This window comes from Mesorhizobium sp. BR115XR7A (assembly GCF_020165315.1).
In the GTDB taxonomy this organism is placed as follows: Bacteria; Pseudomonadota; Alphaproteobacteria; order Rhizobiales; family Rhizobiaceae; genus Mesorhizobium; species Mesorhizobium australicum.
The window spans coordinates 233,826-258,837 of sequence record NZ_JAIUHW010000001.1; the positions used below are offsets into that span (position 1 = coordinate 233,826).

The 25,012-nt window shown below is 62.4% G+C and carries 33 protein-coding genes and 1 tRNA gene; 18 read left to right on the forward strand and 16 right to left on the reverse strand.

Going from position 1 to position 25,012, the window contains the following annotated elements; translation table 11 throughout:
* Window positions 1-58: 58 nt before the first annotated feature.
* Window positions 59-622, forward strand: coding sequence for an ankyrin repeat domain-containing protein (locus LB557_RS01260; protein ID WP_224644286.1), 564 nt, complete (start codon window positions 59-61; stop codon window positions 620-622).
* 36 nt (window positions 623-658) lie between these two features.
* On the opposite strand, the gene LB557_RS01265 is transcribed toward LB557_RS01260, so the two are convergent.
* Together LB557_RS01265 and LB557_RS01270 are read right to left on the reverse strand one after the other, a co-directional pair.
* Window positions 659-1,186: a gamma carbonic anhydrase family protein gene (locus LB557_RS01265; RefSeq protein ID WP_224644287.1), complete on the reverse strand. Its 528-nt coding sequence runs from the start codon at window positions 1,184-1,186 to the stop codon at window positions 659-661.
* 19 nt (window positions 1,187-1,205) lie between these two features.
* Window positions 1,206-1,532: a DUF6949 family protein gene (locus LB557_RS01270; RefSeq protein WP_263485710.1), complete on the reverse strand. Its 327-nt coding sequence runs from the start codon at window positions 1,530-1,532 to the stop codon at window positions 1,206-1,208.
* Between the two features lie 147 nt (window positions 1,533-1,679).
* Between LB557_RS01270 and LB557_RS01275 the strand changes: the two genes are divergently transcribed.
* The gene (locus LB557_RS01275; RefSeq protein WP_224644288.1) at window positions 1,680-2,411 is read left to right on the forward strand and encodes a hypothetical protein; all 732 of its coding nucleotides are present in this window, start codon (window positions 1,680-1,682) and stop codon (window positions 2,409-2,411) included.
* Between the two features lie 52 nt (window positions 2,412-2,463).
* Here the strand turns inward: LB557_RS01275 and LB557_RS01280 are convergent, their stop codons facing one another.
* Both LB557_RS01280 and cysE read right to left on the reverse strand, forming a co-directional pair.
* The gene (locus LB557_RS01280; protein WP_006200852.1) at window positions 2,464-2,667 is read right to left on the reverse strand and encodes a DUF3126 family protein; all 204 of its coding nucleotides are present in this window, start codon (window positions 2,665-2,667) and stop codon (window positions 2,464-2,466) included.
* 139 nt (window positions 2,668-2,806) lie between these two features.
* Window positions 2,807-3,655: a serine O-acetyltransferase gene (cysE, locus tag LB557_RS01285; protein ID WP_015318060.1), complete on the reverse strand. Its 849-nt coding sequence runs from the start codon at window positions 3,653-3,655 to the stop codon at window positions 2,807-2,809.
* Between the two features lie 133 nt (window positions 3,656-3,788).
* Here cysE and LB557_RS01290 point away from each other — a divergent pair, with 133 nt between their 5' ends.
* Entirely contained in the window at window positions 3,789-4,385 is a 597-nt protein-coding gene (locus tag LB557_RS01290) for a hypothetical protein (protein WP_224644289.1), read from the forward strand.
* A gap of 48 nt (window positions 4,386-4,433) precedes the next feature.
* Here the strand turns inward: LB557_RS01290 and LB557_RS01295 are convergent, their stop codons facing one another.
* The 3 genes from LB557_RS01295 to LB557_RS01305 are packed head-to-tail and all read right to left on the reverse strand — an operon-like array spanning window position 4,434 to window position 6,400.
* Entirely contained in the window at window positions 4,434-5,201 is a 768-nt protein-coding gene (locus tag LB557_RS01295) for an alpha/beta fold hydrolase (RefSeq protein WP_015318062.1), read from the reverse strand.
* 21 nt (window positions 5,202-5,222) lie between these two features.
* The gene (locus tag LB557_RS01300; RefSeq protein WP_140665546.1) at window positions 5,223-5,783 is read right to left on the reverse strand and encodes a DUF192 domain-containing protein; all 561 of its coding nucleotides are present in this window, start codon (window positions 5,781-5,783) and stop codon (window positions 5,223-5,225) included.
* 23 nt (window positions 5,784-5,806) lie between these two features.
* The gene (locus LB557_RS01305) at window positions 5,807-6,400 is read right to left on the reverse strand and encodes a cold-shock protein (RefSeq protein WP_015318064.1); all 594 of its coding nucleotides are present in this window, start codon (window positions 6,398-6,400) and stop codon (window positions 5,807-5,809) included.
* 217 nt (window positions 6,401-6,617) lie between these two features.
* On the opposite strand from LB557_RS01305, the gene gloA reads away from it, so the two are divergent.
* Both gloA and LB557_RS01315 read left to right on the forward strand, forming a co-directional pair.
* Window positions 6,618-7,058: a lactoylglutathione lyase gene (gene gloA / locus LB557_RS01310; protein WP_015318065.1), complete on the forward strand. Its 441-nt coding sequence runs from the start codon at window positions 6,618-6,620 to the stop codon at window positions 7,056-7,058.
* 128 nt (window positions 7,059-7,186) lie between these two features.
* The gene (locus LB557_RS01315; RefSeq protein ID WP_140787455.1) at window positions 7,187-7,480 is read left to right on the forward strand and encodes a DUF2218 domain-containing protein; all 294 of its coding nucleotides are present in this window, start codon (window positions 7,187-7,189) and stop codon (window positions 7,478-7,480) included.
* A gap of 47 nt (window positions 7,481-7,527) precedes the next feature.
* Here LB557_RS01315 and LB557_RS01320 read toward each other — a convergent pair whose 3' ends face one another.
* Window positions 7,528-8,082, reverse strand: a complete 555-nt coding sequence (locus tag LB557_RS01320) for a DUF1697 domain-containing protein (RefSeq protein ID WP_224644290.1) — start codon at window positions 8,080-8,082, stop codon at window positions 7,528-7,530.
* Window positions 8,079-9,335: a threonine ammonia-lyase IlvA gene (gene ilvA, locus LB557_RS01325; protein ID WP_140665554.1), complete on the reverse strand. Its 1,257-nt coding sequence runs from the start codon at window positions 9,333-9,335 to the stop codon at window positions 8,079-8,081. The genes LB557_RS01320 and ilvA overlap by 4 nt, the downstream gene beginning before the upstream one ends.
* Before the next feature lie 396 nt (window positions 9,336-9,731).
* Here ilvA and LB557_RS01330 point away from each other — a divergent pair, with 396 nt between their 5' ends.
* Complete coding sequence (locus LB557_RS01330; protein WP_083883249.1) at window positions 9,732-10,805, forward strand: alpha/beta hydrolase; 1,074 nt, start codon at window positions 9,732-9,734, stop codon at window positions 10,803-10,805.
* A gap of 143 nt (window positions 10,806-10,948) precedes the next feature.
* Entirely contained in the window at window positions 10,949-12,109 is a 1,161-nt protein-coding gene (locus LB557_RS01335) for an alpha/beta hydrolase (protein WP_224644333.1), read from the forward strand.
* A gap of 24 nt (window positions 12,110-12,133) precedes the next feature.
* Here LB557_RS01335 and ade read toward each other — a convergent pair whose 3' ends face one another.
* Complete coding sequence (gene ade / locus LB557_RS01340) at window positions 12,134-13,951, reverse strand: adenine deaminase (RefSeq protein WP_015318071.1); 1,818 nt, start codon at window positions 13,949-13,951, stop codon at window positions 12,134-12,136.
* Between the two features lie 84 nt (window positions 13,952-14,035).
* On the reverse strand, window positions 14,036-14,206 hold the full coding sequence (locus LB557_RS01345) for a hypothetical protein (protein ID WP_181171038.1): 171 nt from the start codon (window positions 14,204-14,206) through the stop codon (window positions 14,036-14,038).
* 190 nt (window positions 14,207-14,396) lie between these two features.
* Between LB557_RS01345 and LB557_RS01350 the strand changes: the two genes are divergently transcribed.
* Together LB557_RS01350 and LB557_RS01355 are read left to right on the forward strand one after the other, a co-directional pair.
* On the forward strand, window positions 14,397-15,059 hold the full coding sequence (locus LB557_RS01350) for an outer membrane protein (protein WP_224712996.1): 663 nt from the start codon (window positions 14,397-14,399) through the stop codon (window positions 15,057-15,059).
* Between the two features lie 284 nt (window positions 15,060-15,343).
* Window positions 15,344-15,429: transfer RNA gene (locus LB557_RS01355), tRNA-Leu, on the forward strand.
* Between the two features lie 74 nt (window positions 15,430-15,503).
* On the opposite strand, the gene LB557_RS01360 is transcribed toward LB557_RS01355, so the two are convergent.
* The 3 genes from LB557_RS01360 to LB557_RS01370 form a co-directional block, all read right to left on the reverse strand.
* Window positions 15,504-16,259 carry a DUF4239 domain-containing protein gene (locus LB557_RS01360; RefSeq protein ID WP_224643685.1) on the reverse strand — a complete coding sequence of 252 codons (756 nt, stop codon included), beginning with the start codon at window positions 16,257-16,259 and terminating at the stop codon, window positions 15,504-15,506.
* 195 nt (window positions 16,260-16,454) lie between these two features.
* Window positions 16,455-17,054 carry a carbonic anhydrase gene (locus LB557_RS01365; protein WP_224643686.1) on the reverse strand — a complete coding sequence of 200 codons (600 nt, stop codon included), beginning with the start codon at window positions 17,052-17,054 and terminating at the stop codon, window positions 16,455-16,457.
* A gap of 287 nt (window positions 17,055-17,341) precedes the next feature.
* Window positions 17,342-17,629 carry a PilZ domain-containing protein gene (locus LB557_RS01370; RefSeq protein ID WP_140720594.1) on the reverse strand — a complete coding sequence of 96 codons (288 nt, stop codon included), beginning with the start codon at window positions 17,627-17,629 and terminating at the stop codon, window positions 17,342-17,344.
* Between the two features lie 209 nt (window positions 17,630-17,838).
* Here LB557_RS01370 and LB557_RS01375 point away from each other — a divergent pair, with 209 nt between their 5' ends.
* A complete protein-coding gene (locus tag LB557_RS01375; protein ID WP_015318076.1) occupies window positions 17,839-18,378 on the forward strand; it encodes a J domain-containing protein in 540 nt (179 codons plus the stop codon).
* Window positions 18,379-18,400: 22 nt separating this feature from the next.
* On the opposite strand, the gene LB557_RS01380 is transcribed toward LB557_RS01375, so the two are convergent.
* On the reverse strand, window positions 18,401-18,979 hold the full coding sequence (locus LB557_RS01380) for an NUDIX domain-containing protein (protein WP_023773121.1): 579 nt from the start codon (window positions 18,977-18,979) through the stop codon (window positions 18,401-18,403).
* A gap of 155 nt (window positions 18,980-19,134) precedes the next feature.
* Here LB557_RS01380 and LB557_RS01385 point away from each other — a divergent pair, with 155 nt between their 5' ends.
* From LB557_RS01385 to LB557_RS01395, 3 genes are all read left to right on the forward strand, one after another.
* Entirely contained in the window at window positions 19,135-20,238 is a 1,104-nt protein-coding gene (locus tag LB557_RS01385) for an NADH:flavin oxidoreductase/NADH oxidase (protein ID WP_224643687.1), read from the forward strand.
* A 109-nt stretch (window positions 20,239-20,347) separates the two neighbouring features.
* Complete coding sequence (locus tag LB557_RS01390) at window positions 20,348-20,626, forward strand: DUF982 domain-containing protein (protein ID WP_032935880.1); 279 nt, start codon at window positions 20,348-20,350, stop codon at window positions 20,624-20,626.
* A gap of 29 nt (window positions 20,627-20,655) precedes the next feature.
* A complete protein-coding gene (locus LB557_RS01395; protein ID WP_015318080.1) occupies window positions 20,656-20,895 on the forward strand; it encodes a DUF2188 domain-containing protein in 240 nt (79 codons plus the stop codon).
* A 70-nt stretch (window positions 20,896-20,965) separates the two neighbouring features.
* On the opposite strand, the gene LB557_RS01400 is transcribed toward LB557_RS01395, so the two are convergent.
* A complete protein-coding gene (locus LB557_RS01400) occupies window positions 20,966-21,250 on the reverse strand; it encodes a hypothetical protein (RefSeq protein ID WP_015318081.1) in 285 nt (94 codons plus the stop codon).
* A 369-nt stretch (window positions 21,251-21,619) separates the two neighbouring features.
* Here LB557_RS01400 and LB557_RS01405 point away from each other — a divergent pair, with 369 nt between their 5' ends.
* The 5 genes from LB557_RS01405 (at window position 21,620) to LB557_RS01425 (ending at window position 24,998) form a co-directional block, all read left to right on the forward strand.
* Window positions 21,620-22,363: a competence/damage-inducible protein A gene (locus tag LB557_RS01405; protein ID WP_224643688.1), complete on the forward strand. Its 744-nt coding sequence runs from the start codon at window positions 21,620-21,622 to the stop codon at window positions 22,361-22,363.
* Window positions 22,364-22,445: 82 nt separating this feature from the next.
* Window positions 22,446-23,279 (forward strand): universal stress protein, encoded by an 834-nt coding sequence (locus tag LB557_RS01410; RefSeq protein WP_224643689.1) that lies wholly within the window; start codon window positions 22,446-22,448, stop codon window positions 23,277-23,279.
* Window positions 23,280-23,394: 115 nt separating this feature from the next.
* Entirely contained in the window at window positions 23,395-23,895 is a 501-nt protein-coding gene (gpt, locus tag LB557_RS01415) for a xanthine phosphoribosyltransferase (protein WP_015318084.1), read from the forward strand.
* Between the two features lie 211 nt (window positions 23,896-24,106).
* Window positions 24,107-24,595, forward strand: a complete 489-nt coding sequence (locus LB557_RS01420; protein WP_015318085.1) for an NUDIX hydrolase — start codon at window positions 24,107-24,109, stop codon at window positions 24,593-24,595.
* Window positions 24,596-24,686: 91 nt separating this feature from the next.
* Window positions 24,687-24,998: a PilZ domain-containing protein gene (locus LB557_RS01425; RefSeq protein WP_140616952.1), complete on the forward strand. Its 312-nt coding sequence runs from the start codon at window positions 24,687-24,689 to the stop codon at window positions 24,996-24,998.
* Window positions 24,999-25,012: the final 14 nt, after the last annotated feature.

Genomic DNA, 25,012 nt, shown 5'->3' on the forward strand with positions numbered 1-25,012 from the left:
CACAGGCGGAAGATCGAGATATTATCAGTCGGCAACTCCGCCTTCTGGACCGCAGCCGATGCAGGAAATTCCGGAAGATCGATGCGAACGCCATCGTCTGTTCAGGGCGATCGACGATGCCTTCAAGGCTGGCGACTTCGAGGCCCTCGGCACAGTCCTGGGCCGTTCGCCCCGCTGGTTTGACGAGCGCATGCCGTTTGAGCTCGGCCTTGGCTATCCGCTCGAATACGCGATTTACTGGAGCCCGCTTGCCTTCGTCGCGGCGCTGCTCGACGCCGGGTCGAGCCCGAACTACGACGATCACGCCGGATTTCCATCGATCATCGCGGCGCTGTCCACCGAACGCGCGGACAAGCTCGACATAATCCGCATCCTCATCGATCACGGCGCCGGTGCAGACATGCGAGGTGTCAACGACTGGACGCCGCTCCATTACGCCGTGGCCATGCGAGACGCCGAGGCGATCCGCCTGCTTCTTGCCGCCGGCGCGGATCCCTCTTTGAGGACTCGCATCGACCACTGCACGACAGCGCTGGAAGAAGCAGAGATTGCAGGGTTCGAGGTGGGCGCGTCGCTGCTGCGGACAGCCCTTGCGGAGCGCGCAACCGGCAACCGGGATTGATAGGCGCCGATGGCCGACGGCATGCCGGCCGAGACCTCAGACCTTCTTCAACCCGACCTTGAAGCGCCTGGCGTTGGCGACGTAGTGCGCGGCCGAGGCCCGCAGCCGCTCGACCGCCGCGTCGTCCAGCACCCGGATCGCCTTGGCCGGCGATCCGACGATCAGCGAATTGTCCGGAAATTCCTTGCCTTCGGTGACCAGCGCGCCGGCGCCGACGAGTGAATTCTTGCCGATCCTGGCGCCGTTGAGCACGATGGCGCCCATGCCGATCAGGCTGTTGTCACCAATCGTGCAGCCATGCAGCATGGCGCGATGGCCGATCGTACAGCCCTCGCCGACGGTCACCGGAAAGCCGGGATCGGTGTGCATGACGGTATGTTCCTGCACATTGGTGTCGGCGCCGATGACGATGGGCTCGTTGTCACCCCTGATGACGGCGCCGAACCAGAAGCCGGCATTGCGGCCGATCCTGATGTCGCCGATCAGCGTCGCATCGGGCGCGATCCAGTTCGAGTCCGCGTCGGCGAAGCTCGGCTCCGTTCCATCGATCGCATAAAGCGGCATTGTCGGTCTCCGAATCGCCTCAGGCTGGAAACCCTAGGAGACCGACGGCCCAGGAAGCAATGGCCAGTACGACGATGCCCAGCGCCAACGACCAGGCAATAGCGGTGCAGCCGCATGACAGGAGCGCCACTGTCGAGATGCGGTTCGCCCGCCTGGCGTCAAGGGCATCGTTGACCAGCATGAACGGCCCGGCGCCCGCGGTCACAGCCAGCGAGCGCAGCACATGGGCGGGCGACACATAGGGTTCGGTGAAGGCGACCTTGCGACCCGATACCAGCTCCATTGTCGAGCCCGCCAGACCGCAAACCGTCAAGCCGACGACAAAAGCGAACAGCAAGAGTTCCATCTGGGCCACATTAACCCTCCATTTACCATGCAATCGCACAGTCGTTTCAGGAAGTCTGCAAGGGCCATGCCGTGCGAAGTGTGCCGTCAAGGGACACTTGGACCGCGGACACACGGATGGCCGTTTGGCGGTGGAACGAGGACCGAGATGAAGCAGGCAGCGATCGCCGACGGCCCGAAACTGACCGTGGTCGATTCCATGCTGATGAAGCGGATATTCTACGCGTTCGCGGCTCTGGCCTTGCTGTCGATAGCCATCAGCCTTGGCGGCAAATGGTTCGGCCGTTCCATTGCCATGGCCGGCTACACCGACGACGCGACCGTGCGCGAAGTGGTGATCGGCAAGAACGTCATCACCGTGCCGGCCAATTTCATCCGGTTCGAGCAGGCCCGGCGCGACGGCGTCGCCACGCGCCTCGACCTTTATATGCGCTATCCCCAGATGGACGGCTACAGCGAGGCGTCGCGCGATGATTTCAATCACGCCGGAGCCAACAGGAACATCATTTTCCTGTCCTTCGAGCAGCAGATGATGTCGCGCGACATGAGCGGCCGGTTCGGGCCGATCTACAGCGCGCTCATCATCCAGCCCGGCATACCAGGCCCCGGCGGCACGACGGTCTACGGGTTCAATGAGAAATCAGGCTACCTGAACGAGGTGCTGGTCGTCGGCAAGCGCGCGGGCACCGACCCTTTCGTGGCCCGCTGCCTCAGCGGGCCGAGCGCCGGCGAATCGCTGGCGCCCTGCGAGCGGGATATCCATGTCGGGGACGATCTCAGCCTTACCTATCGCTTCCCAAGGGAATTCCTTGACGACTGGCAGACGCTAGACGCGGCAATCACGGCCAAGGCGGGGCGAATCCTAAAGACCGGACATTGACAGGCAGAAGAGACCGGCCGCGCTCGATGCGGCCTGCCGTGGCATTGCGGGCTCAGGCCAGGTCGATGTCCAGGATCGCCATCGAGAAATTGTAGTCGCCGTCGTCCTCGTCCTTGAAGACGATGCCGAGGAATTCGTCACCGACATAGACCTCGGCCGAATCTTCCTTGCGCGGCCGTGCCTTGACCTCAAGCTTGGGGTTCTGGAAGACGCGCTTGAAATAGGCGTCCAGCTTTCTGATTTCGTCCGGCTTCAACAGTCTTCTCCGATCATCGGCTTGCTCGTTTGAACGGCGCTTCTGGCACGTCGACAATGGCGATGTAAAGGCAAGCCGGCCTTATTGCACCGGAAGCGGCAGCGCTGCCGGGCATTCATCCGGGGCAACTGCCGGCAAATCAGATATCGAAACTGATGACATGGTCCATCTTCTGCGACGGCAGAAGCTGGTCCATCTGGCGCGAAGGCTGGTCGCAGCCGGTCTCGCCAACCACGCGGGCCGGTACGCCGGCTACCGTCTTGTTGTGCGGCACAGGCGACAGCACCACCGATCCGGCGGCAATCTTGGAGCAATGGCCGATCTCGATGTTACCGAGAATCTTGGCGCCGGCGCCAATCAGCACGCCGTGGCGGATCTTGGGATGGCGGTCGCCGCCGGCCTTGCCGGTGCCGCCCAGCGTCACGCCATGCAGGATCGACACGTCGTCCTCGATAACCGCGGTCTCGCCGACGACGAGGCCGGTGGCGTGATCGATGAAGATGCCCTTGCCGATGCGCGCGGCCGGATTGATGTCGGTCTGGAAGACCGCGGACGAGCGGCTCTGCAGGTAGAGCGCGAAATCCTTGCGGCCGTGGTTCCACAGCCAGTGCGCCAGCCGGTGGGTCTGGATGGCATGAAAGCCCTTGAAATAGAGCACTGGCATGATGAACCGGTCGCAAGCCGGGTCGCGGTCATAATAAGCCTGGATGTCGACGCGTACCGTGGTCGGCCAGTCCTTGTCGTCGGCGAGCATCGACTTGAAGGTTTGGCGGATGAGATCGGAGCCGATATCCTGATGAGCAAGCCGCTCCGCGATCCTATGGATGACAGCCTCTTCCAGACTCTCCTGGTTAAGGATCGTGGAATAGAGGAACGCGGCCAGCAAGGGGTCGCGGTTGACCGCTTCCATCGCTTCGTCGCGGATCGAACGCCAGATCGGATCGACCGGCTGCAACGCGCTTTGGCGGGAAATGCTGATGCTGTTCATCGACGTCTCGTCCTGCGTCCTGCTAGTCTGCCTGCCATCTGGCCACACATATAAGCCAGTTCATAGCATGATTGAACTCAATTTTCCTTAGTGCTGTGTCAAATGGATTTGGTTCGCGGGAATTCAAGCAGCCATGGAAAACGAACCCTTGATCGACGATGCCCTGAAAACCGAGCTTTCGGTCCTCTACAAGGCCGGCGATCGCCACTATCACAACCTCACCCATATCGAAGCGATGCTGGAGCTGGCCGATGACCATCGAACGCTTCTGGACGACCCCGAGGCCGTCGAAGCGGCGATCTGGTTCCATGACGCCGTGTATGACAGCAGGGCCAAGGACAACGAAGCGCAAAGTGCCGCCCTTGCCGAGCAAAAGCTCGCCGGCCGCATCGATGCCGGGCGCCTGAGCCGCGTCAGCGCAATGATACTCGCCACCGCCACGCACCAGTTGCCGCTGTTCGACGACGTTGCGGCGACGCGCGACGCCAGCTTGTTCCTCGACATGGATCTTTCGATCCTGGGTGCCGCGCCGGATGCATTCGACGCCTATGAACGCGCGGTTCGCCACGAATATGGCTGGGTGGAAGAGCCGATGTGGCGTGCCGGCCGCGGCGCGGTGCTGAAAAGCTTCCTTGCCCGCCCGCATATTTTTCACACGCAGGAGTTCCGGCAGCGGTTCGAGCCGCAGGCAAGGCGGAACATGGCGCGGTCGCTGCAGGCCTTGACCTGATTTAGATCATTTCGCGACCCGAGATGCTCGTCCCCAAACTCCGGAGCCTCAGAGCGGATTTTCGGCGTAAAACTCCAGCACGCGCTGCTTGAAGGTCTTGTCCCCGACGGCCAGCATATGGTCCCTGCCCTCGATGTGGAAGGCCCTGGCGTTCGGCATCAGCGCCGCAAGCTCGTCCGGCGATCCGCCAATGTCGTCGGTGGTACCGACCGCGATCAGCGTCGGCTGGGCGATGCGGGCAATATCCTGCTCATCAAGCAGTTCCCGTGAGGTGACGATGCAGGCGGCAAGCGCCCGGCGGTCGCTGCGGGTCTGGTCGGCGAAGGCGCGAAAAGAGCGACCGCGCGGATGGGTGGTCGCGGCCGGATCCTCGGCCAGAAGGGCGGCCGCGATCGGATCCCAATCGCCTACTCCATCGATCATGCCGATGCCGAGGCCACCAAAAACCAGCGTCGCCACCTTGTCCGGGTCGGACAGTGCCAGGAAGGCCGCGATGCGCGCGCCCATCGAATAACCCATGACATGGGCGCGCTCGATGCCGAGATGACCGAGCAGGGCTGCCGCGTCCGAAGCCATTTTCGCCGGTGTATAGTCGGCCTCCTCATAGCTCTTGGATGACGAGCCGTGGCCGCGATTGTCGAAGGCAATGGCGCGGTAGCCGGCATCGTTGAGCGTCTTGAACCAGCCGGGCGACACCCAGTTGACATAATGGCTCGATGCAAAGCCGTGGATCATGAGCACCGGATCGCCCTCGCCAGATGCCGGCTGGCGGTCGAGGAAGGCTAGATCGAACCCGTCATGAGAGAAAAACTGCATCGGCTACACCACCATCGGCATTCAGCCGCCGCCACTTGGCGCATCGCCCTTGTCCGCCGGCGGCGAGCTCGGACCGGAGACCGTGCCGATGGCCGGATGGCTCAACAGATTGCCATATTCGATGCCGTTCCTGGCGGCCGTGCCGGCCTTGAGTTCAAGTACGAAACGCACGGGTACGCCAGGTGAAATGACGGCCTCGGACTGCGGTACGCCCTGTTTGACAGCCCGGATCTTGCCGTCCTGACCAATAAAGATCAGGTCAAGCGGCATCGGCGTGTTCTTCATCCAGAAGCCGACCTGTTGCTGGATCGGAAAAACGAACAGCATGCCATGGTCGTCCGCCATCTCCTGGCGATACATCAGCCCGGCCTCCCGCTCCGCGTCGGTGTCGGCGACTTCAATGGAAAACGAGCGATCTCCGCTTTTCGTCGCCACAACCAGCGGCGCGGGATCGACGGGAAGGATCATGGCCCGGCCATCGGCCGCGCTGGGTACCTGGAAATAGAAGAATGCGGCGGCGGCGACCATGACGGCAGCCACAGCGCACATCACGCCCGCCGTCAGCCCGTTCCTGTGTGTCATATGAAATCCTCGGCCGGATCGCCCTAATGCGAGACCGGCAAGGTGCCCATATCGGGGTGAATTTCGGCGGCCATAAGGCCTTTGTCACCGCGGCCGAAACGGACAAGCACGACCTGCCCTGGCCGAAGCTCGGTGATGCCGTAGCGCCGCAAGGTTTCCATATGGACGAAAATGTCCTCGGTGCCCTCGCCGCGCGTCAGAAAACCAAACCCCTTGGTGCGGTTGAACCATTTGACCAAAGCGCGTTCGAGCCCGCTCTCCGGAGTCACCGAGACGTGGGTGCGCTGTTCCTGCATTTCCGCGGGATGGACGGCGGTGGTGACATCCATGGAAAGCACACGGAACGCCTGCAGCCCGCGCTCACCCTGCTTGACAAGGCAGACCACGCGCGCGCCTTCCAGGGCAGTCTGGAAGCCGTCCCGTCGAAGGCAAGTCACATGGAGGAGGATATCGCCCGAAACACCGTCATCGGGAAGGATAAAGCCATAGCCCTTGGCCACATCGAACCATTTGATGGCGCCGGCAATCTCGGCCAGGTCGGCATCGCCGCCTTCGTCGTGAGACAAAGCGTCGCCAAGGGTATTGGCCCGCCCCGTCAAAGAGGCCTTTTCCCCCATAAGAATGCCCCCTTTATTCAAGAACACCGCAACTGATTCTTGACACCAGATTAACACCGCGGCTTCCGGTGTGTGCAAGACCTGACGTGCCTTTTTTCACGGTTCATTGCGGGAATACCGGATTTGTTCTTTGCCGGCACCGCTTGCCGCCTCACGATTGCCCTTTGACCGGGCCGACCCTATGTTGCGCCGCAACCCAACAGATCGAGGAAAACACATGCGCTATCTGCACACCATGGTCCGCGTCGCCGATGTCGATGCCTCACTCGATTTCTACTGCAACAAGCTCGGCCTGAAGGAAGTTCGCCGCTATGAAAACGAGCAGGGCCGCTTCACGCTGATCTTCCTGGCCGCTTCGGAAGACGAGCAGAGCGGCATCAACGAGAAGGCGCCGCTGGTCGAACTCACCTACAATTGGGATCCGGAAGACTACAAGGGCGGGCGCAATTTCGGTCACCTCGCCTATGAGGTTGACGATATCTACGCCACTTGCCAGCATCTGATGGACAATGGCGTCACCATCAACCGGCCGCCGCGCGACGGCAACATGGCTTTCATCAAGTCGCCTGACGGCATCTCCATCGAGCTTCTGCAAAAAGGCCCAGCGAAGGCCAAGGCCGAGCCGTGGGCATCGATGGCGAATACCGGAAGCTGGTAATCGATCACCTTTTCGAGTGGCCGGCGGCTACTCGATGGTGTTTGGCGAAGTTGTGCCTATCTATGCAGCCATGGCGCCTGCCCGGAAGAGCGGCGCCTCGTCATGAGATTGAGCTTCGGAGAACCTTCATGCCGACAAGCCATGCCAATGTCGCCACGGCCCATGCAAGCCGCTATCTGCAACAGCTGTGCAAGCATTGGGCGCACAAGTTTCCAGTCGAATTCGACCCCAACCACGGCATCATCGACCTTTCACTCGGCCGTACGGTCATGAACGCCGACGGGGCAGCGCTGCACATCACGGTATCGACCGACGAGCCCGCTTCGATCGAGCGCCTCGAAAGCGTCGTTGCCGACCACATCAAGCGCTTTGCGTTCCGCGAAGAACTGGCCTTCGAGTGGAAACGCGCCGAGGCGGCGTAGTTCGTTCATGCGTGTCGCCGCCCCGCATTTCCGGCGAGACGCACGGATCAATCGCTGCCGGACTTGCCCGCCATCTCCAGCAGCGCCAGCACCGAACGCCAATTGCGTGCCGTGCCCGGCACTTTCAACGTGCGCGAAATGAGGTTGGCGAACACCGATTTGCCGAGCCCGTCCGGCGCGCTGAGGTAGAGCACGTCGCCCTTGACCTCGAAACGCTCGGGACCAGTGCACTTTTCCGCCAACCGCGCCACCTCGTCGGCGGTCGGCTCACGCTCCAGCGCATAGGCGTGGAGCTTTGTGTGGTCGGCGGCCGCTTCCGGATATGGATTTTCGCGCACCAGCCTTTCGAACCATTTGAAATCGCGCACCATGATGCGCGAATGGAAACCCCATTTTGTCTCGAAGGCCGCCTCGATCCGTTTGGTCAGCGCGGCCGCATCACCCTTGTCGGCCCGGAACACGACATTGCCGCTCTGCACATAGGTGGCGACATCGGAAAAGCCGAGATCCTCGAAGAAGGCCCGCAACTCCGCCATCTTGACGATGCGGTTGCCGCCGACATTGATGCCGGAAAACAGGGCGATGAAGATCTTTCCGCTCATATGATGAACCCGGCCAATGTCTCGTTTTCGGTGATGTCCTGATACTGGACGCCCTCGGCCTCGAAATTTGCCTCAAGGAGATCGAAATTGCGCCGATCCTTGGTTTCGATGCCGATCAGCACCGAGCCGAAATTGCGCGCCGACTTCTTCAGATATTCGAAGCGGGCGATGTCGTCGTCGGGACCCAGCATGTCGAGGAAGTCGCGCAGCGCGCCCGGCCGCTGCGGAAAACGGATGATGAAGTATTTCTTCAGGCCCTCGAAGCGCAGCGCCCTTTCCTTGACGTCCGGCAGCCGCTCGAAATCGAAATTGCCCCCAGACACCACGGCGACGATGGTCTTGCCCCTGATCTCCTTCCTGGAAAAATCCTTCAGCGCGTCGATCGCCAGCGCGCCGGCGGGCTCCAGGACCACGCCTTCGATGTTGAGCATCTCGATCATGGTCGCGCAGAGCCGGTTTTCCGGGATGAGCCGCACGCTGTCGGCGGCAAACTCCTTGAGATAGCGCAAAGGTTCGCGGCCGATCTCGGCGACCGCCGCGCCGTCGACGAAGTTGTCGACCTTGGCGAGCTTCAGCCGTTTTCCCGCGGCGAGGCTCTCGCGCAGGCTCGGCGCGCCGGCCGGCTCGCAGAAGACGAAACGCGCCTCGCGGCCCTGATCGGCGAAATAGTGCGTCACCCCGGCGGCGAGCCCGCCGCCACCCACCGGCAGCATGACGATGTCGGGCATGCGCCCGCCCGGCATCTGGTCCGCGATCTCGTAGGCGACCGTCGCCTGACCCTCGATGATATCCTTGTGATCGAAGGGCGGCACCATGTGGGCACCGGATCTTTCGGTGAATTCGAAGGCGGCGCGGTAGCAGTCGTCAAAGAAATCGCCGACCAGCCTGATCTCGACGAAATCGCCGCCAAACAGCCTGGTCTTGTCGATCTTCTGCTGCGGCGTCGTCACCGGCATGAATACCACGCCCTTCTTGCCGAAATGGCGGCAGACGAAGGCGAAGCCCTGCGCGTGGTTGCCGGCGGACGCACAGACAAACAGCTCGGCCTGGTTGCCTTCGCCAAGCGCCTTGCGGAAGAAGTTGAAGGCGCCACGGATCTTGTAGGAGCGCACGGGGCTCAAATCCTCGCGCTTCAGCAGCACCCGCGCGCCGGTCTTCTTCGACAGATAGTCATTTTCCTGCAGCGGCGTTTCCGGGAAGATCTGGCGGATCGCGGAGGCGGCGGTGGCGACGCGCGAGGAAAAGCTGGTCATGGCAAGATCATCCCGGGATCGCCCGCGGGCGAGTTAGAGGAGAACCCTATTACACATCCGGCCCCGCAAGACCATTGCCCGGTCGAGCCCGTGCCCGCAACGGCGCCTTCCCGAAATGCTAGCAAGCACTTGGGGACGTTTGTTCATGCCTCTTCGTCGCGCTGAGCCGCGCATTGGTGGACGCGGAAGTTCGACATCCGGCCAGTTGCAGGTGCCTGACTTGTGCGACGTTCCGGCCTTGCCACCCGCTTTGGCTTTCGCGCAACACTGCGCCCGCGGTCGCGAGGCGCCGACCGCATTTTGGCTGGACACGACTTACTTCCGCCGCACTTCGCCTGCTGGGGAGATATCGCGGAGGGTGGATTGGCCCTTTTTGGGCTCGAGTGGATTTTTGACGTGCATTTGAAGACGATTTGCATTCTTGCGCTTGCGCTGCTGGTGGCGGGCTGCGGCGGCCGCAAAACCGAGGAACTGCTCGGCAGCGCGGTCATGTCCGCGCCGGTAACGGAAATCGCAGGCAACCACTCGATCTTCATTGCCACGACCCGTAAGGCCTCCGACGATCCAAACAAGGTTTTCGACGGCGAACGCTCGGCGACGCTGAACTACGCCCGCGTCAACGTCACCGTTCCCGGTCTCCACCAGACCGGGCAGATCGAGCGGCGCTCACGCGGCAAATCGAACGATCCGGCCAAGTATTTCATGGCTTCCGAAGTCGTCGGCTACGACACGCAGCCGAAATTCGCCAGCGCGCTCAGCGCCGACATAGCGGCACGCGGCGGCCGCGTCATGGTCTTCGTCCACGGCTACAACACCGGCTTCGACGACGCCGTCTACCGCTTGACCCAGATCGTCCACGATTCCGGTTATCCGGGAACGCCGGTGCTTTTCTCGTGGGCCTCGGGAGCCAAGACCACCGACTATGTCTATGACAAGGAAAGTGCCAGTGCCGCCCGCGACCAGCTCGAAGTGACGTTGCGCATGCTGGCGCAGAGCGGCGCGCGGCGCATCGACATCGTCGCCCATTCGATGGGAACCTGGGTGACGATGGAGACACTGCGTCAACTCGCCATCACCGGTGACCGCGACCTCGGCGGCAAGCTCGGCGATGTGGTGCTCGCCTCTCCCGACATAGACGTCGATGTGTTCAAGAGCCAGATGCGCCGCTATGGCAAGCCGGACAAGCCGTTCATCCTGCTGTTGTCTGATGACGATCGCGCGCTGAGATTGTCCGGCCTGATCGCCGGCTCGCGCCCACGCGTCGGCGACTACAAGGATGCCGCGGACCTTGCCTCCTATGGCGTGACGGTCGTCGATCTCTCCAAGGTCAAGGGCAGCGACAGCTTCAACCACACGAAATTCGCCGACAATCCGGCACTGGTGAAGATGATCGGCCAGCGGCTGCGCGAGGACGATGGTTTCGCCAGCGACCGGGACGTGACCGACCGCATCAGCCTGCTTGGACAGTAGATGCGGCGCAGCGGATTTCGCCGTGCCCGTTCAGAATCGCCGAACGATTGGCTCACTTTGAACTGGACCGCGCCCGCCTCTGGCCTTATCGGAGTATCGAGCGACGTCATGCGTTTGACGTCCCCCTATGCGGGAGCCGACGCGTGGCCTTGCGCTTGAAGAGTTTCGGTGTCGTCGCGTTCGCACTGCTGGTCGCTGGCTGCGCCGGAAATACGCATGATTTGCTCAACAAGACGACGGTCACCGTACCGGCATCCGATATTGCGGCCACCCATGAGATATTTGTCGCCACCACCCGCCAGAAAGCGGTGAAGGACCCGCGACAGGTCTTCGACGGCGACCGTTCCCTGACCACCAGTTTCGCGCGGGTCGATGTCACGGTTCCGAAGAGCCATCAGGTCGGCAACATCGAGCGCGCCAAGGGTTCCGCCAACAGCAATCCGGCCAAGGATTTTGCGGCCACGGACGTCACCCTCTACGAAGGCGCGCCGCAATTCGCCAAGGCGGTCGGCTCCGACATCGCCATGCGCGGCGACCGGGCGCTGGTTTTCGTGCATGGCTTCAACAATGGTTTCGACGACGGCATCTACCGGCTGACGCAGATCGCCCACGACACCAAATATCCGGGCACTCCGGTGCTGTTCTCATGGGCATCGAGCGCCAAGACGACGGGCTACATCTACGACAAGGACAGTTCCACCGCCGCCCGTGACGATCTCGAGGCAACGCTCAGGATGCTCGCCAAGACGCGCGTCAAGAGCATCGACATCATCGCCCATTCGATGGGAACCTGGCTGACGATGGAGGCGCTGCGCCAACTTGCCATCACCGGCGACCGCGATCTCGGCGGCAAACTGGGTTATGTCATCCTTGCCTCACCGGACATCGATGTCGACGTGTTCAAGAAGCAGATGATCCGTTATGGCAAACCCAACAAGCCGTTCGCCGTGCTGCTTTCGGGCGACGACCGGGCGCTCAAATTGTCCTCGTTCATCTCCGGCGACAAACCGCGCGTCGGCGACTATGGCGATGCCGCCGATCTCGCCTCCTATGGCGTGTCGGTGGTCGATCTGACCAAAACGAAAGGCGGTGACGGCGGTCTCAACCACGCGAAATTCGCCGACAACCCGTTCCTGGTGCAATTGCTGGGCGACCGGCTGCGCACGCCGGCCGGGCTCGCCGCGGACGAGAACCCCGCACAGCTCGCCAATATCGGTCAGGGCCTGGGGAAGGTCGTCGGCTCCGCCGCCGAAGTCATCATCACGACGCCGTTCAAGGTGCTGACCATCGCCACCGGCGGCTGAGCAGCCACGAGCGGACGGCTGGTCTCAGACGAACAGATCGACCTTCTGGAACGTCGTCACGTCGATCAGGCCGACGTCGGAAATCCTGAGCTCGGGAATGACCACCAGCGCCAGCAGCGAGTGCTGCATGTAGGCATTGTTCAGGGAACAACCCATCTTGCGCATCGCCTCGGTCAGTTTCTCGGCCTTGGCGGCGACGATCTCGGCCCGCTCGTCCGACATCAGTCCGGCGATCGGCATTTCGACCAGCGCCAGTTCCTTGCCCCTGGAGAACAGCACGACCCCGCCGCCGACTTCGCCCAGTCGGTTCACGGCCAGCGCCATGTCCTGCTTGTTGGTGCCAACGCAGATGATGTGATGGGCGTCATGGGCGACGCTGGAGGCCATGGCGCAGTCGGCCATGTAACCGAAACCGGAGACGAAGGCATTGGTGACGCCACCCGTGCCCCTGTGCCGTTCGACCAACGCGATCTGACAGACGTCGTTGCGGCGGTCCATCGCGACCAGCCCGTCCTCGACCGGCAGATCGGCCTCCAGGGCCCGCGTCGGTGCCTGGTTCTCGATGACGCCGATCACCCGCACCCGCACCTCGTTGGCGCCCTTGGGTGCCGCGATATCGAAATCGCCGGCCTTCAGTTTCTTGCCCAACTTGACGGTGTTCTTCGCCGTCTTCGGATAATCATAGGCCGGGATATCGATGTCCAGCTTGCCGCCCTTGGCCAGCCTGACGCCGCGCGCATAGACCTCGTCGATGCTCATTGCGGCGAGATCGGAGACGACCAGCAGGTCGGCCAACCGCCCCGGCGCGATCGAACCGATCTCGCGTTCCAGTTTGAAATGCTGAGCGGTGTTGAGCGTTGCCATCTGGATCGCGGTCACCGGCTTCAGCCCCTGCTGGATGGCGTGGCGCACCACCCGGTCCATGTGGCCGTCCTGGACAAGAGTGCCGGAGTGGCTGTCGTCGGTGCAGAGGATGAAATTGCGCGGATCAATGCCGCTCTCCGTCACCGCCTTGATCTGAGAGGCAACGTCGTACCATGCCGAGCCCAGCCGCAGCATCGCCTTCATGCCCTGGCGCACGCGCGCGATGGCATCCTCGGCCCGCGTGCCTTCGTGGTCGTCCTCTGGGCCGCCGGCGACGTAGCCATGGAACGGCAAGCCAAGGTCACGCGAGGCATAGTGGCCGCCAACCGTCTTGCCAGCCTGAACCGTGGCGGCGATCTCGCCCGACATGACGGGATCGTTGGCGGCGACGCCGGGGAAATTCATCACTTCGCCGAGCCCGATGATGTTTTCCCAGGTCATTGCTTCCGCGACATCGGCGACCGTCAGCTCGGCGCCGGCATGCTCCAGCCCCGGTGCCGACGGCACGCAGGACGGCATCTGCACATGCACGTTGATGGGCATCGCCACCGCCTCGTCATGCATCAGCCGCACGCCCGGCAGGCCCAGCACATTGGCGATCTCATGCGGATCGATGAACATCGAGGTGGTGCCGTGCGGGATGACGGCGCGGCAGAATTCGGTGACTGTGACCATGCTGCTCTCGACATGCATGTGGGCATCACAAAGGCCGGGCACGAGGTAGCGGCCGCCGGCGTCGGCCACCTTGGTGCCCTGCCCGATCGTGTGGCTGGCATTCGGCCCGCAATAGGCGAAGCGGCCGCCCGATATGGCGATGTCGGTGCCGGCGATGATCTCGCCCGAATGGACGTTCACCCAGCGCCCGTTGCGGATGACCAGATCGGCGGGTTTGCGGCCCATCGCGACATCGACCAGATCGGTCGCCATTTCGGTCCACGGTTTGGGTTTCGTCGCGCGGACGGGCGGCTTCCTGATCATCAAAGACTCCTGTTTGTCCGACTGTGCCAAGCCGACGGCGTTTTGGCCAGCGAGGAAGAATGGATTTGCCTGGAGATTGCCGGATTACCCGGGTTTCACGGGAGTGAGCTTCAGGCTAAGCTTGGCCTGCCCCGAAACTGAATCGGGAACGGCCACGGCCTTGGCAATGATGAGCGTCAGTGGTTCGGCCACCGCGGCCTGACCGACCAGCACCACCGCCGCGACGGCCGCGACCAAGCGGAACAAGATGCGCATGAAGGATCCTCCTTTGGGCGGCGGTCTGTTTCGCACGAGGCGCGCGCCACCGCAATCGCGGCAGGACGCTACCCGCCGACTCCTTGAGACCCGCGAGGACGCTAACCGCGTTTGCAGAAATCCGATTCCGTTTTGCCGGAAATCAGGTTAGGCTCCGACCTGGGATCTATGACTCTTCTCGGGGAGTTCGATGCATCGCCTGATGGTCGCAAGTGCCGGTCTTCTTGCCCTGTCCTTGCCGGCATTTGCTGCCGACACGACAGTCGATGTGCCGATGACCGCGCCTGGCTTCGACTGGACCGGCTACTATGCGGGCCTGCAGGCAGGATATGGCTGGGGCCGCTCCGAGATCACCACGACGGAAGGCGCGCCGTTTTCCATCACGCCGGACGTCGGTGGCGGGTTCGTCGGCGGCCATGTCGCCGGCCTCTGGCAGTTTGATCAGGCAGTGCTGGGCGCCGAGGCGGACCTCAACTATTCCTCGGTCGACGGCACGGCGCAATCGGGCCTGGGAGATACATTCGGCGCCGACATCAAATGGTTCGGGTCGGTCAACGCCAAGGCCGGCTTCGCCATGGACCGCCTGCTGGTCTATGGCATCGGCGGCATTGCCTTTGCCGGCATCGAGACGTCGCAGACCTCGGGGCCAGGGTTCGACAACACGGGCACAAATGTCGGCTGGACCGTGGGCGCAGGCGTCGACTACGCGCTGACCGACAAGTTCGTCGTCGGCGCGCAATATCGCTACTACGACTTCGGCTCAGAGAACCACGAGGCGCCAGCCCCCTTCAACGACCGCGATCAGAGCGTGAAACTGAACACGGTCGGCATCAATCTCAGCTACAAATTCTGAACGTAGTTCCACGGGTGACGTTTACGGCCCAGGTTTACAACGGCGGCGGCTACTTGCTGGAAAGGGGGCGGCCGGCGCCCCCAAGTGGGCGGGGGGATGGGTTGGCCTGAGAGGCGCCGGCCTAGGCGGATCAGATCCGCCACGCAGATATTTACCGATGCCCCGCGGCGCGCATAATTCCGCGATCGCGCCAGTATCGTTATGCCACCTCCTCTGGGTGCGCGTTCGGCCACCGCAGAACACGACTTGACGGGCTGTGTCTGGCATCTGAAAAGGACGTGCCTGCGGACGTGGCGGAATTGGTAGACGCAAGGGACTTAAAATCCCTCGATCTCTGATCGTACGGGTTCGATTCCCGTCGTCCGCACCAAAAAAGTTTTCAAATTTGGATTTTCTCTGTTGAACCGCCGCAGCGTCGTTTAGTCGGCGTGCCACTGCTGCGGATCACTGCTGTAACTCGGACAGCGCCCTCTGCATCGGGGCCATTGAAATCTGGATCGGGCCGGAAAAAGCCACGTCCATGTCGAAGATCAGGTAGATCGCCCCGGCAACCAAAGCCGCCGATGCCGCGTAGGTCGAAATGGTGATCGTATTGCGTGGCGCCCTGAAGCCGAAGCTGGCGAAGATCAGCACCAGCCAGGTAACCAGGAGCGTGATCAGAGGCACCGGGATCGTGCCCTCCGACTGCTCGATCAGCACCCAGCGCAACTCCAGCACTTTCTGCAAATGCTGGCGGGCGTCCTGCACAATGAAGCCATGCGCATCGTCGGTCGGCGCCAGCGCACTCAGCCGGGTGCCGATTTCCGCCAGCAACTGCTCAGAGAGCCGGTTGGCGGCGACCAGCGTCTCGCTGGTGGGCGAAGAATCACCCGCCACACGCTGCACATAGACGACCAGCGGCTGGCGTACCGTGTCGGTTTGCGGGCCATACTGGCGCAAGGTCCTGTCGAGAAGGATCAATTCGGTCGCATAGGCGTGCACGTTGCGGTCGATCGATTCGAAGGTGTTCCTGGCCGAGTTGATCATCAGGCCGAGCATCAGCGAGGTCATGACCCCGAACAGGTTCGCGGCGTGCCGAACCACGGTGTTCGTGTCGTCATCACGATGTTTGGCTGGCAATTTTGGCCATATCGCCGTGCTGGCGAGCGCGGCCACCGTCAGGCATAGGAAGATTACCACTGCGATGAAAGCTTCGCGCATGCCGCTCATTCCGATTGGCAATGGCAAGGCGTCAGTTGATGACCGCCATCACTATTCCGGCGCGTCCTTGCGCCCTGCCGAACGCCTGCCGCGCCCCTTGTAGCCGAGATAGGTGGCCGTCACCGCCCCACGGAAGGCAAGCCAAACCAGACGCCGACGAGGCCCCCAGAGCCTTCGATCTCGATGACGGGTGTATCATTCGATGTAAGTCACCGCACCCGTTTGCAAGTCATAGATTGCCGCGACTATCTTCAGCTTCCCCGCCTTGATGAGGCCGGCCAGCACCTTGCTCGAGGCGGCCAGTCGCCTCGCGGTCCTCCGTGCGCTTTCCTTGGCGGTGTTGTCGACGAAATCACCCGCTTCGCTCCGCGCTGCTATCGCCGCGGGCAGGATCGGTTCGATCATCGGACCGATCGCGCCAGGATAGGTCGCGTTCTTGGTCACCACGTCGCACGCCGCCTTGACGGCGCCGCAGTTTGTGTGCGCGAGAACAACGATCAAGGGCGAGCCGAGCACCGCTGCCCCGTATTCGACCGTGCCGAGCGTGGCAGTGTCGACGAGGTTGCCAGCATTCCGGGCGACGAACAGCTCTCCAACGCCGTGACCGCCGAAGATCAGTTCAGGCGGAACGCGACTGTCGGCGCAACTGATGATCGTGGCCCAGGGCGCCTGGTGTGCGGCAACAGCATTCCGCTGCGCGGCAAGGTCTATCGAGCAGAGTTCCGGGTGACCGACGTAGCGTTCGTTGCCGGATTTCAGTGCGGCGAGCGCGTCATCGAGGCTCAGCGCGGTCACCGCACCTTGGGCCGCGCGCGCCGACCATGTGGCCCCACCAACGCCGAACGCAACGAGCCCCGCGCCGACTTTGAGGAAATCCCTCCGGTCGACCGCTTTGCCATCACAGGTGTAGCACATTCTCAATTCCCCGCCCTGGTCCCCAAGGCATAATATGCGCTCGCTCTAATATATAGCAAGCGATCGGCGACAACGTCAGGATTGATGAGATGGCGGCGGGATGCGAGACGACGAAAGCCACCGGCAACGCAGTGCTGGGTGCCCTCGTGTCAACCGACTTACCGCCTTTAGGTGACCTTCAGCGAGAAATTGCCGTGGATCTGGATGCCCAGTCGCTCGCCCTTTCTCCAGCGCACTTCCGCTCGATAAGTCGCACCGTCCAACGGCACGCGCAGCCGGAAGGTATTTGGCACTTCAACCCCCACAGCGACACGCAACTCGGCGCCATGCTCATGCTGGTTTCTGACGGCGCAGCCTATTTCGCCATCCTGCGTGATTATGAACGCCTCCTTCAAAACCACCTCGCGTAAGTGCGTTCGACGCTCTACTGGAGGTTCAGAAGGTTTATCGGTCATGGCAAGCCGCCTCCGACGAGCGAAATGCTACCAGACCAAGGTCTGCAGCTCAGGACGCAAAGGTCTGACGTTTTCGCTTAATTCGTGTATCTGACCCTTTGTACGCTCGGCACATTAGTAAATCGTGAAATATATACTCTATGGTCGTCGCCAAAATTGTCACCTGACGCTGAGACACAGACGGCGAAAATGGCATGGGGAAGCCAGGTATGTTCATCGACTTCTACGAAATGCTGGAAATCAGTCCGAATGCCAATTCGGAGACGATAGAACGCATTTTTCGGCATTTTGCCATGCGCTACCACCCCGACAACCAAGTCACCGGCAACGAGTCACGCTTCAGCGATATTCTTGAGGCTCACAACACGCTCAAGGATCCGGTCAAGCGTGCGCAGTACGACATTCAGTACAAGGCGCATTTGAACCACCGGGCCGAGCTGACCGATGAGGCGAGCAACACAAAGGGCTTCGATCGAGATTCCGTCATTCAAGCCAAAGTGCTGTCACTGCTGTATGTAAAACGCCGACAGGACGTCAATCATCCCGGGATAGGCGATGAAGAACTCGAACGAATGTCCGGCTGTCCGCAAGAGCACCTCGAGTTTCACCTCTGGTATCTGAAAGCAAAGGGCTGGATAGCCAGGACGGAAAACGGCACGTTCGCCATAACCGTCGAAGGCGTCGATCGCGTTAATTCCGAACATCATCGTGACGCGGCCACCACCCGACTGTTGGGTCACGCGGGCTGAATTGAGATCGCTCGGTCTCTGATCAAGCCGTCACCGGATTCAGCTTCAGGTGCTGGATCAGGATGATGGTCTTGGCATCGACAATGCGGCCATCGGCGATGCCGGCCAGCGCTTCGTCGAGCGGCATTTCCAGGACCTCGATGTCCTCGCCCTCCTCCGGAGCGCCGCCGCCGGCCGAGATGCGGTCGGCGGGCGAGTAGCGCGCGACGAAGAACCAGAGCCGCTCGGTGACGCTGCCCGGGCTCATATAAGGCGAAAACAGCCGCTCGATGTCCTTCAACCGGTAACCCAGTTCTTCCTCGGCTTCCTTGCGGATGGCGGTTTCCGGATCGTTTTCGTCCAGCAAGCCGGCGCAGGCCTCGATCAGCGGCTCGCGGTGGCCGGTGACATAAGCGGGATAACGGAACTGGCGCACCAGAAGCACGGTCGAACGCTGGGGGTCATAGGGCAGGATCACCGCGCCGTCGCCGCGATCATAGGTCTGGCGGACCTGCGTCTCCCATTGACCGTCACGCCGGCGATAGTCGAGCACGGTCTTTTTCAGGACCGCCCAGTCGTCGGAGAGAACCTCTTCCGAGCGGATACGAACGCGGTCTTCCATATGACACCTCGATGCTGGCTGGCGGACGCAGGCGTAGCCGCGAAGCGGAACAGGCGCAATCCGGCGATTGGGCCAGCGCGCGCTTCACCGTCTCGTGTGTGGTATGGACGAGTGCCGTCGCCTAGATAGCGCATTCCCCTTCCCGGAGTTTTTCCATGACGACATCGCTTTTCCAGCCGATCACCCTCGATGGGCTCACCTTCCCCAACCGCATCGCCGTGGCGCCGATGTGCCAGTATTCCGCCGAGGACGGCTCGGCCAGCGACTGGCATCTTTACCACTGGATGAACCTTGCCATGTCCGGTGCCGGCATGGTCACGGTGGAGATGACCGACGTCGAGCGGCGCGGGCGCATCAGCCATGGCTGTCTCGGCCTCTATTCCGAAGACAATGAAGCCGCCGCGCGGCGCGCGCTGGATGCGGCCAAGCGCGTGGCCGCACCCGGCACTAAGTTCGGCACGCAGCTGGCGCATGCCGGCCGCAAGGCCTCGAACCGCAAGCCTTGGGAAGGCGGCGGCCCGTTGCAGCCAAACGAGGATCCCTGGCAGACCGTGTCGGCCTCGGCCCTCGCCTACGACGCCGGCTGGAACGTGCCGCGCGCCCTGGACGATGAGGAAATCCTGCAGCTCGTCGAGCGGTTCGCGGACGCCGCAAGGCGGGCCGACCGTGCCGGCTTCGACTTCATCGAACTGCATGCGGCGCATGGCTACCTCATCTTCCAATTCCTGTCGCCGCTGTCCAACCAGCGCACGGATCGCTGGGGTGGCTCGCTGCAAAACCGGATGCGTCTCGTCGTCGAGATCGCCAGGGCGGTGAAGAAAGCCGCGCCGAAACTGATGCTCGGCGCACGGCTGTCGGTGAAGGACTGGGTCGATGGCGGCTTTGACGTCGCGGACGCGGTCGAGGTGGCGAAAGCGCTGAAGGCCGAAGGCGTCGCCTATCTCTGCTGCTCGAGCGGCGGCAATTCGCCATTGCAGAAATTACCCACCGGCCCCGGCTATCAGGTGCATCTGGCCGAAGCCGTGCGCAAGGGCGCGGGCATCCCGACCCGGGCGGTCGGCCTGATCGACGACCCGAAACAGGCCGAGGCTGTTATCGCCGAGGGTCGCGCCGACATGGTGGCGCTGGCGCGAGCCTTCCTCGCCGATCCGCGCTGGGGATGGCGTGCGGCCGCCACGTTCAGCGAAAAGATTCATCCGGCGCCGCAGCTCGCCCGCTCGGTGACGACGATGGAACATTGGATGAAGGCCGCCGGCTGATCGCCCTTTCTCCCGACGCCGGCGCGCTTGCGCAACGGCGTCGCGACCTTTGGGCGCAGGCCGAAGGCCACTTTTGCAACCAAATTGGCTGGTTTGCGTTGCGGCCATGATGATGGACAACAAACCCTTTGAAACGCCGGTCGTGGTCGAGCTTGGCCATGTCGGCAAATATCGCCATATCCGCTCGACCCAGGAGGCGGCCGAGTGCTTGATGACGGTGTGGCCGCTCAATCGCGGGCCTCGTCATCGTGATGCCCTCGACACTTGCCTCAAAGTGCTGGAAGGTTATCGTTCGACAGCGGAAGCGCGCCGGGCACTGATCGAGGCGGCCAGGGAATCGGAAGTGCTGGTGCCCGACGACAAGCTGCCCGACGACCGGCTGCATTGAGCAGGCGGACCTTTTAACTGGAGGTTTTGATGGCGAAGCTGACTTACAAGATCGTCGAGCATGACGGTGGCTGGGCCTACAAGGTCGGTGCGACCTTCTCGGAGACATTTCCCACCCATCAGGATGCATTGCGTGCCGCCGAGATCGCTTCGGCCGAACAGCAGGTGGCGGGTTCCACCGATGGTATCCAGTATGAGGACGCCGAGGGCAAATGGCACGAGGAACTGGCCGACGGCCGCGATCGGCCCCAGACTGAAATCTCGGATTGATCCAGCCCTGCGCCAGCCGCGGACGCCAGGAGAGACGGCGTCCCGCGGCAGGCAATACGCGGCTACCTATTTACTTGCCGCAATACTGATCGTTGACGTTGCCCTGAGCGTTCGCATCGGGGCCTGGCGTGCTTGAGGCACAAGGCCCGGCCGGGCCGGGGTTGCCAAGGGTGCTCAATCCAGAGCCGTCGGCGTTGATGCTGCCAGTGGTGCTCTGGTCGATGGCCGAGGAATCCTCATTGCCGAACAGCCACCAATTGTGATGGTTGGAATAGGTAGCGTCCGACGATTGGGCCATCGCCGATGTGGCGAGACCGATCGTCAGGACGGATGCTGCGAAAAGTTTCCTGTACATTGATTTTACTCCGTATCTTGATCTTGGCCGCCTTGGGATGCGACACGGGGTAAACCTGACCGTCAGCCGAATGGTTCCCTGAAATTCTCGTGAAGTGGCGGTGATGTCGGGTGACAAAAGCGCGTGCCGCCATGCGCTCGAAGGCTGTGACCTGTTCGGGCGCGACGGATTGCGGCACCACCTCGGCCCTGGTCGCCCTCCGCGACCGAGGACAATCCGGAAGGGCTTGTTCCCATCCTGGTCAAGCCGCGCTTGGTACTGCAATGCAGGTGATATCTGGTGGACGTGTCGGATCGTTCGCCTTTGGACGGCATTGCCGCCGCCCATCCGCCGCGCTATTTCAGGCGACCCGTCCTGCCGGAGCCTTCCATGCCTGAAATCGTCACTGCCGCCATGCTCGTCATCGGCGATGAGATTCTGTCCGGCCGCACCAAGGACAAGAACATCGGCCATCTCGCCGATATCATGACGGCGATCGGCATCGACCTGAAGGAGGTGCGCATTGTTCCCGACGAGGAAGACGAGATCGTCGCGGCGGTGAATGCCGTGCGCGCACGCTACACCTATGTCTTCACCACCGGCGGCATCGGCCCGACGCATGACGACATCACAGCCGATTCGATCGCCAAGGCGTTCGGCGTGCCTTGCGAATACGATGCCAAGGCCTATGCCCTGCTGGAGGCGAGCTATGCCGCGCGCGGCATCGAATACACGGAGGCACGCAAGCGCATGGCGCGGATGCCGCGCGGCGCCGACCATATCGACAACCCCGTCTCCGTGGCGCCCGGATTCCGCATTGGCAACGTCCATGTCATGGCCGGCGTGCCCTCGATCTTCCAGGCCATGCTCGACAATGTCGTGCCGACCTTGAGAGCCGGCACCAAAATGCTGTCGGCCACGGTGCACTGTCCGTTCGGCGAGGGCCTTGTCGGCGGGCCATTGGGCGAGATCCAGAAAGCCCATCCGGATACGATCATCGGCTCCTACCCGAAGTATGGCGACGGCAAGTTCTGGACCGAACTGGTCGTTCGTGCCCGCAGCGCGGAGGCGCTCGAAGCCGCGCGCGCCGACGTCGAGGCCATGGTGGCAGGCTTCGCGGATAAGGCGAGCTGATCCGCTGCAAACCGGAACCAAGAACGACGCTACGACGTTTCCCTGGCGCGAGGCTCGTCGCTCGCACGATCGAGGGGTCATCATGCGTTTCAAGACGATCGTTGCCATTCTGCAGAACGAGCAGGACGCCGAGCGGGTGCTCGACTGCGCCATTCCGCTTGCCAGCCGCTTCGAGAGCCATCTGATCGGCATCCATGCCGAGGCGCTCCCGGTGCCCTACACGTCGGCGACGGGCTTTCCCGATACGGAGTTCCTGCAGGTTTCCGCCGACATGAACCGGGAGCGGGCCGACAAACTCCAGGCTGTCTTCCTGAAGCGGATCGAGGATTCCGGCCTTTCCTTCGAATGGCGCAGCCTGGAGAGCTTCTCCGGCGACAGCGCACTGACCGGCATTTCAAGCGTGCGCGCCGCCGATCTCATCATCGCCGCCCAACGCGAGACCGGCGGCGATCCGAGCGCCGACGTCGATACGCTTGTCTACGACGCCGGCCGGCCGGTGCTGGTGGTGCCGAGTGGGGGTCCGCTGGTCACCACCTTCAAACGCGTGCTGCTTGCCTGGAACGGCAGCAAGGAGGCCGCGCGCGCCGCCTTCGATGCCTTGCCTTTCATCATCGAGGCCGAGAAAACCGACATACTGGTCATCGATCCGCCCGATACGCTCGACGAGCGCCCGGAGGCCGCGGGCGCCGAAATCGCGTCGGCCCTGTCGCGCCACGGCGCCACCGTTAGCGTCTCGGTGCAGAAATCGGGCGGTACCTCGGTCGACGACATAATCCAGAACAGGATCACCGAGACCGGCGCCGATCTGCTGGTGCTTGGCGCCTACAGCCACTCCTGGCTGCGCCAGCTGCTGTTCGGCGGGGTAACACGCACGGTGCTGCGCTCGTCGCAGGTCGCGGCCTTCCTGTCGCGATAAGTCCACAGCGATTGCTGCCGGCCACCCTTGCCAAGTCCGGGGGTTTCCAGTTAATTCCGCGCGCATTCCCCTGTTTCTTGCACGCGGCCGCCGCGTGCCGTGGAGTGCGCGAGACATGTCCCTTCCCGAAAAAGCCTTCCCGGTCTCCTGGGACCAGTTCCATCGCGATGCGCGCGCACTTGCCTGGCGGCTTGCCGGCACTAGCAAAGGTCAGTGGAAGGCTATCGTGTGCATCACACGTGGTGGCCTGGTCCCGGCGGCGATCATTTCGCGCGAACTCGGCATCCGCGTGATCGAGACGGTCTGTGTCGCCTCTTATCACGACTACACCAGCCAAGGGCAGTTGCAGGTGCTGAAGGAGATCACACCGGCCTTGCTGGCCGACGACGGCGCCGGCGTGCTGATCGTCGACGACCTAACCGACACCGGCAAGACCGCCGGCATCGTGCGGGCAATGATGCCGAAGGCCCATTTCGCGACCGTTTACGCCAAGCCGAAAGGCCGGCCGCTGGTCGATACGTTCGTCACCGAGGTCAGCCAGGACACCTGGATCTATTTCCCTTGGGACATGGGTTTCACCTATCAGAAGCCAATCGCCGACGATCACGCCGGCTGATTCGCGGCAAGCTGCTTTTTTCCAATCAAGCCAGCGCCGACGGCCAATATTTGCTTGCGCGGAGGCACCCGCCGCCAAGATATCCTGTGAAATCGACCCTTGTTGGCGGAAATCAGCCAGCGTGACCGAAGTTTTTACTTTTATTGGTCACAATTAGCCGTAAGATTCATGAGACGGCAAACGATTCTGGAGGCTGGGGCTAGCTTCTCCGATGTTGACACGGCCAACGACGCACAACCACCTTGCTGAAAGGGTCAGGCGACTCTTCGGCACGGCGCCGTGCCGTCTGCAGGTTGCCGCCCTGCCCTGGCGCGATGTCGGGAACGGCGTCGAGGTCATGTTGATCACCAGCCGTGATACTGGCCGCTGGGTGCTTCCAAAAGGCTGGCCGGAAGCCAGGGAGCCGCTCTGCGAAGCGGCCGCCCGCGAGGCCGCCGAGGAAGCCGGTTTGCGCGGAAACATCTCTCATCTTGAAGCCGGCCGCTATTTCTATGCCAAGGTGCTGGCTTCGGGCGAAGAAGTGCCTTGCGAGGTTCTGGTGTTCCCACTGCACGTCGACAAGATCGCGGACCGCTGGAAGGAAAAGCACTCCCGCACCCGCAAATGGGTCAGCTCCAGCGAAGCCGTGCGCATGGTCAATGAACCCGACCTTTGCCAGATCATCGCCTATTTCTGTGCCGACCCACGCAGGTTCTCCTGATCGGCGCCTTTCGCGGCAGACGCACAACCTTGTGCCGCAAGGGTTTGCTAATTTTTGGTGGTTAGGATCGATCGTTCCTGGCGTTTGATCGATGGCGAATCCCGCAGACCCACTTCAGCACGACCCCGGCGAGCCGCAGCGCGAGCATCGCCCGCGCGTGCTCAAAGGTGGAACAGTCATCACGGGGATCCAGAATTCCGAAGTCGCCTGTATGGTGCGCAACCAGCATGCGGGCGGCGCCGAACTGAAATTACCGGCCGAAGCCAGGGTTCCCGATCATTTCCTTCTCTACATACCGCTCGACGGCGTCGCCTATCGCTGCGAGGTCCGCTGGCGCCGCAGCGACCGGATCGGCGTACAGTTCAACGGGACCGAACCCAAGCCGAAGCTACACTACGGCTGAGGCCCGGCCCACCG

What these genes read in the sequence shown, in the direction of transcription:
- LB557_RS01320 (WP_224644290.1), bottom strand. Translation starts at nt 8,082, where the DNA reads ATGAGCGGAAAGATCTTCATCGCCCTGTTTTCCGGCATCAATGTCGGC.
- LB557_RS01380 (WP_023773121.1), bottom strand. Translation starts at nt 18,979, where the DNA reads ATGGAAGACCGCGTTCGTATCCGCTCGGAAGAGGTTCTCTCCGACGAC.
- LB557_RS01390 (WP_032935880.1), top strand. Translation starts at nt 20,348, where the DNA reads ATGATGGACAACAAACCCTTTGAAACGCCGGTCGTGGTCGAGCTTGGC.
- LB557_RS01420 (WP_015318085.1), top strand. Translation starts at nt 24,107, where the DNA reads ATGTTGACACGGCCAACGACGCACAACCACCTTGCTGAAAGGGTCAGG.
- cysE (WP_015318060.1), bottom strand. Translation starts at nt 3,655, where the DNA reads ATGAACAGCATCAGCATTTCCCGCCAAAGCGCGTTGCAGCCGGTCGAT.
- LB557_RS01370 (WP_140720594.1), bottom strand. Translation starts at nt 17,629, where the DNA reads ATGACCGATAAACCTTCTGAACCTCCAGTAGAGCGTCGAACGCACTTA.
- LB557_RS01375 (WP_015318076.1), top strand. Translation starts at nt 17,839, where the DNA reads ATGTTCATCGACTTCTACGAAATGCTGGAAATCAGTCCGAATGCCAAT.
- ade (WP_015318071.1), bottom strand. Translation starts at nt 13,951, where the DNA reads ATGATCAGGAAGCCGCCCGTCCGCGCGACGAAACCCAAACCGTGGACC.
- LB557_RS01400 (WP_015318081.1), bottom strand. Translation starts at nt 21,250, where the DNA reads ATGTACAGGAAACTTTTCGCAGCATCCGTCCTGACGATCGGTCTCGCC.
- LB557_RS01290 (WP_224644289.1), top strand. Translation starts at nt 3,789, where the DNA reads ATGGAAAACGAACCCTTGATCGACGATGCCCTGAAAACCGAGCTTTCG.
- LB557_RS01395 (WP_015318080.1), top strand. Translation starts at nt 20,656, where the DNA reads ATGGCGAAGCTGACTTACAAGATCGTCGAGCATGACGGTGGCTGGGCC.
- LB557_RS01410 (WP_224643689.1), top strand. Translation starts at nt 22,446, where the DNA reads ATGCGTTTCAAGACGATCGTTGCCATTCTGCAGAACGAGCAGGACGCC.
- gloA (WP_015318065.1), top strand. Translation starts at nt 6,618, where the DNA reads ATGCGCTATCTGCACACCATGGTCCGCGTCGCCGATGTCGATGCCTCA.
- LB557_RS01385 (WP_224643687.1), top strand. Translation starts at nt 19,135, where the DNA reads ATGACGACATCGCTTTTCCAGCCGATCACCCTCGATGGGCTCACCTTC.
- LB557_RS01275 (WP_224644288.1), top strand. Translation starts at nt 1,680, where the DNA reads ATGAAGCAGGCAGCGATCGCCGACGGCCCGAAACTGACCGTGGTCGAT.
- LB557_RS01270 (WP_263485710.1), bottom strand. Translation starts at nt 1,532, where the DNA reads ATGGAACTCTTGCTGTTCGCTTTTGTCGTCGGCTTGACGGTTTGCGGT.
- LB557_RS01300 (WP_140665546.1), bottom strand. Translation starts at nt 5,783, where the DNA reads ATGACACACAGGAACGGGCTGACGGCGGGCGTGATGTGCGCTGTGGCT.
- LB557_RS01350 (WP_224712996.1), top strand. Translation starts at nt 14,397, where the DNA reads ATGCATCGCCTGATGGTCGCAAGTGCCGGTCTTCTTGCCCTGTCCTTG.
- LB557_RS01315 (WP_140787455.1), top strand. Translation starts at nt 7,187, where the DNA reads ATGCCGACAAGCCATGCCAATGTCGCCACGGCCCATGCAAGCCGCTAT.
- LB557_RS01260 (WP_224644286.1), top strand. Translation starts at nt 59, where the DNA reads ATGCAGGAAATTCCGGAAGATCGATGCGAACGCCATCGTCTGTTCAGG.
- gpt (WP_015318084.1), top strand. Translation starts at nt 23,395, where the DNA reads ATGTCCCTTCCCGAAAAAGCCTTCCCGGTCTCCTGGGACCAGTTCCAT.
- LB557_RS01265 (WP_224644287.1), bottom strand. Translation starts at nt 1,186, where the DNA reads ATGCCGCTTTATGCGATCGATGGAACGGAGCCGAGCTTCGCCGACGCG.
- LB557_RS01345 (WP_181171038.1), bottom strand. Translation starts at nt 14,206, where the DNA reads ATGCGCATCTTGTTCCGCTTGGTCGCGGCCGTCGCGGCGGTGGTGCTG.
- ilvA (WP_140665554.1), bottom strand. Translation starts at nt 9,335, where the DNA reads ATGACCAGCTTTTCCTCGCGCGTCGCCACCGCCGCCTCCGCGATCCGC.
- LB557_RS01360 (WP_224643685.1), bottom strand. Translation starts at nt 16,259, where the DNA reads ATGCGCGAAGCTTTCATCGCAGTGGTAATCTTCCTATGCCTGACGGTG.
- LB557_RS01405 (WP_224643688.1), top strand. Translation starts at nt 21,620, where the DNA reads ATGCCTGAAATCGTCACTGCCGCCATGCTCGTCATCGGCGATGAGATT.
- LB557_RS01425 (WP_140616952.1), top strand. Translation starts at nt 24,687, where the DNA reads ATGGCGAATCCCGCAGACCCACTTCAGCACGACCCCGGCGAGCCGCAG.
- LB557_RS01305 (WP_015318064.1), bottom strand. Translation starts at nt 6,400, where the DNA reads ATGGGGGAAAAGGCCTCTTTGACGGGGCGGGCCAATACCCTTGGCGAC.
- LB557_RS01295 (WP_015318062.1), bottom strand. Translation starts at nt 5,201, where the DNA reads ATGCAGTTTTTCTCTCATGACGGGTTCGATCTAGCCTTCCTCGACCGC.